The organism is Pseudomonas sp. CFBP 13602, assembly GCF_014842725.1.
GTDB classification, from domain to species: Bacteria; Pseudomonadota; Gammaproteobacteria; order Pseudomonadales; family Pseudomonadaceae; genus Aquipseudomonas; species Aquipseudomonas baltica.
Genome location: NZ_JACYVT010000012.1, coordinates 97,705 through 104,887, shown reverse-complemented (window position 1 = coordinate 104,887; position 7,183 = coordinate 97,705). Strand labels below are relative to the sequence as shown.

At 61.6% G+C, this 7,183-nt stretch carries 5 protein-coding genes and 1 pseudogene; all 6 read left to right on the top strand.

Going from position 1 to position 7,183, the window contains the following annotated elements:
• A pseudogene (locus IFU31_RS21060) lies at positions 1 to 365 on the top strand (hypothetical protein); the annotation flags it as partial.
• Positions 366 to 393: 28 nt separating this feature from the next.
• A complete protein-coding gene (locus IFU31_RS21055; protein ID WP_192104519.1) occupies positions 394 to 1,362 on the top strand; it encodes a hypothetical protein in 969 nt (322 codons plus the stop codon).
• A 648-nt stretch (positions 1,363 to 2,010) separates the two neighbouring features.
• Positions 2,011 to 3,768: a carbamoyltransferase family protein gene (locus IFU31_RS21050; RefSeq protein WP_192104517.1), complete on the top strand. Its 1,758-nt coding sequence runs from the start codon at positions 2,011 to 2,013 to the stop codon at positions 3,766 to 3,768.
• Positions 3,752 to 4,882 (top strand): glycosyltransferase, encoded by a 1,131-nt coding sequence (locus IFU31_RS21045; RefSeq protein WP_192104515.1) that lies wholly within the window; start codon positions 3,752 to 3,754, stop codon positions 4,880 to 4,882. The genes IFU31_RS21050 and IFU31_RS21045 overlap by 17 nt, the downstream gene beginning before the upstream one ends.
• On the top strand, positions 4,882 to 5,778 hold the full coding sequence (locus IFU31_RS21040) for an antimicrobial resistance protein Mig-14 (RefSeq protein ID WP_192104522.1): 897 nt from the start codon (positions 4,882 to 4,884) through the stop codon (positions 5,776 to 5,778). Before IFU31_RS21045 ends, IFU31_RS21040 begins: the two co-directional genes overlap by 1 nt.
• Positions 5,775 to 7,178 carry a PIG-L family deacetylase gene (locus tag IFU31_RS21035; RefSeq protein ID WP_192104513.1) on the top strand — a complete coding sequence of 468 codons (1,404 nt, stop codon included), beginning with the start codon at positions 5,775 to 5,777 and terminating at the stop codon, positions 7,176 to 7,178. The genes IFU31_RS21040 and IFU31_RS21035 overlap by 4 nt, the downstream gene beginning before the upstream one ends.
• The last annotated feature ends 5 nt before the right edge of the window (positions 7,179 to 7,183 follow it).

Sequence of the window (7,183 nt, the reverse complement as noted above, 5' to 3'; positions counted from 1 at the left end):
TGCCGTTCTGGCGTGTGGCGGGGAATGCCGACCAGGCGATCCCGCCCATCACCGTCAGCGTTGCGGGTGAGGCACAGGGGGCCATTCCTGCGCCGATTCTGGCGGCTTCGCTGGGCAAGACGGCGGAGGTGTTTTATGCGGCCAATCAGAGTGGGGTGGTGAGGCCGGTGTCCGAGGTGTTGAGTTTGCAGGTGCTGGCATTTACTTCGGGACAACTGGTAGCGCCAAGCGTTGCCCAGGCCAGCAGTTCACCGGCAGTGCTGGATCTCAACACATTCGCGGGAGATGCCACGGTAGTGGCGGTGCCGTGGCCGTTGATGACCACAGGCCAAACCTACTGGCTGCGCGCGAGGGACCCTCGATGACGGCACGACGCGCAGCGAAGAGCTGGCGATGGGAGCCGCAGTGACGGCCGCGCAAGTGAACTCAGGGCTGCACATCAACCTGCCTCGCAGTTTCCTGTTGCGACTGGAGAATACCCTGCCACTGACCCTGGAACTGAAAGTAGGTATGGGCAAGAGCGTGAGTGAAAGTGAAGCGGTTACATTTCCTGAAGGAGTGCTAAGCATTACTCAGTTGGCATTGATGCTACCTGCCCCAATTGTGGAAAATGAAGCCAACGGGCATTTGGATCCTGCGGTTATTCCTGGTACAGGTGTGAAGATCACGACACCGGCGTATGGGGGGATCGAAGCGGGCCAATGGGTAGGGTTGGAATGGACGGCGGTGGATCCAGCGGGGTCCCTGATATTGCCCGCTCGGCGACTAACGACAGCGCAGCCACTGGAGTTCACGGTGCCCAAGGCGGTGGCGGAGCTGAGTCGAGACAAGGCGGTGTCAGTGGCGTACACGGTGGCACGCGTTGAGAATGGACTAGTGAAAACGTCCGAGGCTGTGCAGTTTGAGTTGTCGAAAATCAAGCCAGCCCCCCCAGTGAAAGAAGGGTTTGATAACGCTCCAATAGGCTTTATTGAAAGGCGGTTAGAGCTGGATGAATTCGCGATAGAATCGAACAGTTTTAGTAGGGCTTTTATTACTCAGAATCCTCCTATCGCTTTTCAACCGTACATCACGGGCAATGCCTTGCAATTTTATAGTGCTACGAAAGGTGCCAGTATAGTTTTGCGCCCAAAGCATAGCTGTATAGCAATAGAGTTTGGAGTAACAGCGCCAGACGGTTTTCTTTCTCTTACTATATATTATGGAAGCCAGGGTCGAAAAAATATGACTGTGCGCCCAGGGTGGGCGAGGATAGATGTGAGAGATAACCCTACAATGCGGATTTCGGAGGTGCAAATTTTTGAGGGGGGCGGCATACACTACCTGGATAATGTTTTGATTGAGTACGATTCGGAGTTTTAGAGAGTTTTCGATATCATTGGCTATCCGTTCAGACGGCTAGCCATGTATTGAAGAGGCGTGCTTGCTTGGCCAAGCGATGACAGGGCATTGCCCTGTGGAAATTGCATAAGCACGGAGGTCGACAGAATTCTGCATTCAATTGAGGAACATCTGCGTTGCGGAAGCTGGTGTTTAGTAGGATGCAGGATTTGGTTTTGAAAAAAACGAAAATTACAGTGGTAGTACTGGCTTCTTAGCCACCGAAATCCGTGTATTGCAAGTGCAGTCATCATGAGGGACTAAAGGGCTTGCTCGGTCGCTGGACATTCAGCGACTGAGATTTTCCATACGGCGCTGGTGTTTCCACGCCAGTCATGCTTTGTGCAGAATTTTTTTGCGCCTTGGTTGACATGTTATAACGCTCAGTGTCCATTGCGCCTCAACCACTACTGGCGCCAGCCGTTTCAATCACATATGTTCGGCCTTGCTTACGGACAAATCGAGGATTGTTGTTTTTCGGCGGTGAATGAAAATGATCGCTCGCCACAGCACCACCGCCACAGGGGTGTTGGTTGAGCCATCGCTTATTACGCTATAATCCCCGCCTTTCGCCGCCCGCCGTGCCCGATCACCGCGCGCGCACCCATTCCGCTCAAAGAGGCTAGACCCTTGGCATTGACGATTCTTGGCCTGTCCGGCGCCCTTAGCCATGACCCTTCCGCGGCGCTGTACATCGACGGCAAGCTGATTGCCGCCGCCGAAGAAGAGCGCTTCGTGCGCGACAAACATGCAAAGAACCGCATGCCCTATGAATCGGCCAAGTTCTGCCTGGAGCAAGCTGGCATTAAGCCGTCGGACGTTGACGTGGTGGCGATTCCGTTCGCGCCCATCAGTCTGTTCGGCAGGGCCCGTTGGCACTACGCCAAGCGCTACTGGTATGCCCCGGACCGCGCCCTCGATGCGCTGCTGATGGGCAACCGTCGCTACAAGCGCTACCGCAACAAGATCGTCTTCTGCCTGGAACAGTTGGGCTTCGACGCGAAGAAGATCAAGATCGAACCGGTCGAGCATCACCTGGCGCATGCCTCAAGTGCATACCACTGCTCGGGCTTCCAGGAAAAAACCGCGATCCTCGGTATCGACGGCAAGGGTGAGTACGCCACTACGTTTTTCGGCTACGGCGAGAACGGCAAGATCCACAAGATCAAGGAGTTCTTCGACCCGGATTCGCTGGGCGGCCTGTATGGCGCGATCACCGAATTCCTCGGCTTCGAGATGCTCGACGGCGAGTTCAAGGTCATGGGCATGGCGCCCTATGGCGATGCCAGCAAGTACGATTTTTCGCGCCTGGCTTCATTCGAGAACGGCGAGCTGGTGATCAACACCGACTACGCCAACGTCATCGGCCTGCGCCGCTATAAAGAGAAGGGCAAGGGTTTCTACTTCTCGCCCAAGCTGATCGAATGGCTGGGCCCCAAGCGCGAAGGCGACATCGCCGACGAGCCGTACATCCACTATGCGGCCAGCATGCAGGCGCTGTTCGAAAAACTCGCCCTGCAGATGATCGACCACTACCTGGGCGACGTGCTCAAGCAGACCGGCAAGCTGGCCTTCGCCGGTGGCTGCGCGCTGAACGTCAAGCTGAACCAGAAGATCATCGCCCGCCCGGACGTAAAGGAGCTGTTCGTGCAGCCTGCTTCCGGCGACGCCGGTACGGCGGTCGGGGCGGCGGCCTACGTCTCCCATGCCCGCGGCGTGCCCGTGGAGAAAATGGAACACGTGTACCTCGGCCCGTCCTACACCAACGAAGACGTGATCGCTGCCTGCGCGCGTCATCCGAACAAGCCCAAGGGGCGCATGCTGGGTAACATGCCCAAGCAGATCGCGCAGATCATGGTCGACGGCAACCCGGTGGCCTGGTTCCAGGGGCGCATGGAGTTCGGCCCGCGCGCGTTGGGTGGTCGTTCGATCATCGGTTGCCCGAGCGTGCCGGGCGTGGCCGACCGCATCAACCACCAGATCAAGTTCCGCGAGCGCTGGAGGCCTTTCTGCCCGTCGATGCTCGACACTGTCGCGCCGCAGATGATCAAGATCGACCACCCGGCGCCGTTCATGACGTTCACCTTCGAGGTGGCCGAGGAATGGAAGACCCGCGTGCCGGAAGTGGTCCACGAAGACGGCACCTCGCGCGCCCAGGTGCTCAAGCGCGAATACAACCCGCGCTACTACGACATGATGAAAGCCCTCGAAGAGCTGACCGGCAATGGCGTGTCGCTGAACACCTCGCTCAACCGCCGTGGCGAGCCGATGATCTGCTCGCCCACCGATGCGTTGAACATGTTCTACGGCTCGGACCTCGAGTACCTGGTCATGGAAGACATTCTGGTGGTCAAAGAGGGTGCTCAAGCCTATGACGCGCTCGACTGAGCGTCATGTGCTGCAGTTCTGCCACGGCTATGACGGGCCGTTCCTCGACTGTGCCCGTCAGTACGCCAGCCTGTTCGTGGGCCGTGGCTACCGGGTGACCACCGTGTTCCTGACCGGCGCGGCCGATGCCCAGGTGGCCGCTGGCTGCGAGAGCGACGAAGTGCTGTTCATGGAGTTCAGTTCCAAGGACATCCGTGGCTTGAAGCTGGGTGCCATTCGCGAGCTGCGCAAGATCACTGCTGCGCGCACATTCGCCTTCTGCATCGCGCACCGGTTCAAGCCTATCTATGTTGCCCTGCTCGGCACTTCGCTGCCGGTGATCGGCGTGCACCATGCATTCGGCGACTATCAGCGTCGTTCGCGCCGGGTGTTTGCGCAGTTGTTCCGCAAACGCTTGAGCCTGCTGGGCGTGTCCGATGCGGTGCGCGACGACATGCGCCGCTGCCTGCCCGGTTGGGCGCCCGAGCGCATCGCCACGCTGTACAACCGTTTGAACACCTTTACCTTGCAGCAACAATTGCTGCCTGCGGCCGAAGCCCGCCAGGCGCTGGGCCTGGCGCCCGATGCCTGGATCGTCGGCAACGTCGGTCGCCTGCACCCGGATAAAGACCAGGCCACCTTGCTGCGCGGCTTCGCTTTGGCCTGGGCAAAACTGCCTCAGGAAGCGCTGCTGGTGATCATCGGTTCTGGGCGCCTGGAACAGAATCTCAAGGACCTGGCCGTGGAGCTGGGCATTGCCGAGCGGGTGCGGTTTCTTGGCCAGGTGGCCCAGGCGCGGCTGTACTTCAAGGCGTTCGACGTGTTCGCCCTGAGCTCCGACCACGAGCCGTTCGGCATGGTCCTGCTTGAAGCGATGGCGGCCAATGTGCCGCTGCTGGCCACGGCCTGCGGTGGCGCACCGGAGATCGTCGAGGGCGTCGGTATCCTGTTTCCGCTGGGCGACGCCGAGCGCCTGGCACAGGGCCTGGAACACATGGCCGGGATGGATCGCTACCAGCGCGCGCAGTGCGAAGCGCACATGGCCGAACATCTCGAGACGCGCTTCTGCGACCGCGCGGTGCGCAAGGCTTTCTGGCAACTGCCGATGGTCACCGCACTGACGGCGGCCACATGATGCTCAACCGATTGCAGAGCGTGCGCGAACGGGGCTGGCAAACTGTAGACGCGGCCACCTATGCCCAGGCCTGGACGCAGTTCGGCGGCAGTGTGGCGACGCACCCGCTGGTGGTCGAGCGGTTGGCTGCGCTGGCCGGCATTCCGGTGCGCTACCTGGGGTGGGAGCAGGCGGGCGAACTGGTCGCAGCGATACCCACCTGGGGGCGCTACCTGGCGCTGTCCAAGGACGTGCTCAAGCAGGCCGGCAAGAAGGGCCTGTACGATCTGGGCAACGCCGAGTTGATTTTGCCGGCGGCTGCCGATGTCCAGGCACCGCTGCGCCACCATGGGCGTTATCTGTCGGAGCTGAACCAGGGGCGTTTCAGCGGCTTGAAGGCGCAGGCCGAGAGCCTGGCCATGGCCCGCACGCCGGAAGACCTGTCGAAGAAATTTCGCTACAACCAGCGCCGCGAACTGCGTCTGCTGGAAGAAGCCGGCGGCGTGGCCAAGCCCGTCAGTGAATTCACCAGCGCCGAGCTGGCAGCGATCTACTGTGACCTGTTCCAGCGCCGCTGGGGCTTTCCCGCGACCGGCGCCGAGCGGATGGCCGAGGTCATCGACCTGCTGCGCGAGCTGATGATCGGCTCGGTGCTGCTGCTGGGCGATGCGCCCGTTGCCATTCAACTGGTGTACCGCGTCGAGGCCCCAGACTGGGTCAGCGTTGAGTACGTCAATGGCGGGGTGGATCCGGAGAACCGCGCGTTCAGCCCTGGCAGCGTGCTCAGTTTCCTCAATACCCAGAGCGCCTGGGAGCAGGCCCGCGCGGTGAACAAGCCACTGCGTTTCTCGTTCGGCCGGGCCGACCGCGAGTACAAGGACCGCTGGTGCAACCCCGTTCCGGTGTTTCAGGCATGAGCCGCAAACAGGCGTTGCTCGCCCGGCACCGGCGCAACAAGCGTCGCGTGCTGCTGGCCGGGCTGGTGGCGATGCTGCTGGCGGGTGTGCTGGTCGCCTGGTGGTTGCCGCTGCCCCTGTTGTTGTTGGCCTGGGTGGCCCATGAGGCGTGGTTTGCCGACCATCTGTTCTATTCGCCGGGCGACGATTACGCCTACAGCTTCGACAGCGAAGCGGAGCTGGCCAAGGTCAGCCTGAACGGCGAGGTGCTGCAGGTTGCAGAGCACGTCGAGGCGGCGGATACCTTGATCCTGGCGCTGGATGTGAAGGCGTCCTGGCTGGGGCGTCTGTTCGATCCGTATGTGCAGTTGCTCGGGGGCGAGCTGAACGACCGGCAGACGTTCGAGCGCGGTGTCGATGGCCTGCGCTACCTGAATCTGAGCGGCTTTGCCGATGAGCTCAATCAAGGGCGCCTTCGCTTGCGCGGGCGGTTCTGCCGCATCGTTGGCGAGCCGCGCTTGTGGCGCTTTCAGCATCCGGATTTCACCCGGCACACGGTCATGGTCATTGCGCCCCATGCCGACGATGCCGAGCTGGCGGCCTATGGTTTGTACAGCCGCGCGGCGAGCAGTTGGATCGTGACCTTGACGGCAGGCGAGATCGAAGCCGAGCACTATCAGGCGATGGGCCTGGCGCCGGCCGACGCCGCTCGCTTGAAGGGGCGCCTGCGCGCCTGGGACAGCCTGGCCGTGCCGCGCTGGGCCGGGGTGCCGGCCGAGCAGTGCGTGCAGTTGGGGTATTTCTGCCTGCAACTGCCAGCGATGCAGGCGGCACCCGAGCAGCCGTGTGGCTCGCGCGAGGCGGACATGACTGACATCCGTCCGTTCCGCCAGCTCAATCCGTTCGCCCTGCCGGCCGATGCCGATGGCGCGCCGACCTGGAACAATCTGCTCGCCGACCTGCGCGAGCTGCTGCAACGGGCGCAGCCGGATGTGCTGGTGATGCCCCACGCGAGCATCGACCCGCACCCGGACCACATCTGCGCGCAGGCAGCGGTGCTGCAGGCGTTGCAAGGGGTGGCGCACCAGCCACGCTACCTGCTGGGCTATGCCAACCATTTGCATGACAACGACCGTTGGCCCATGGGCCGTGCTGGCGAAGGCGTGGCCCTGCCGCCGTTTTTCGATGCCCGTGAACGGCTGCTGCCGTGCAGCCTGCCGGTGGGTGCGGCGGTGCTGATGGACAAGGCCATGGCGCTGGGCATGATGCACGACCTGCAACCGCCGGCGCCGTTCAAGCGTCGCGTGCGGCGTTGGCTGCAATGGTTGCTGGCCGGTCGACGTTGGCCGGCGACGGGTGAAAACGAATTTTTCCGCAAGGCGGTGCGCCGCCACGAACTGTTCTGGCGCAAAGACTTATAAGGTGC

Bases quoted from the DNA above. Each gene is read 5' to 3' on its own strand.
- IFU31_RS21055 (WP_192104519.1), top strand. From the start codon at position 394: ATGGGAGCCGCAGTGACGGCCGCGCAAGTGAACTCAGGGCTGCACATC.
- IFU31_RS21045 (WP_192104515.1), top strand. From the start codon at position 3,752: ATGACGCGCTCGACTGAGCGTCATGTGCTGCAGTTCTGCCACGGCTAT.
- IFU31_RS21040 (WP_192104522.1), top strand. From the start codon at position 4,882: ATGCTCAACCGATTGCAGAGCGTGCGCGAACGGGGCTGGCAAACTGTA.
- IFU31_RS21035 (WP_192104513.1), top strand. From the start codon at position 5,775: ATGAGCCGCAAACAGGCGTTGCTCGCCCGGCACCGGCGCAACAAGCGT.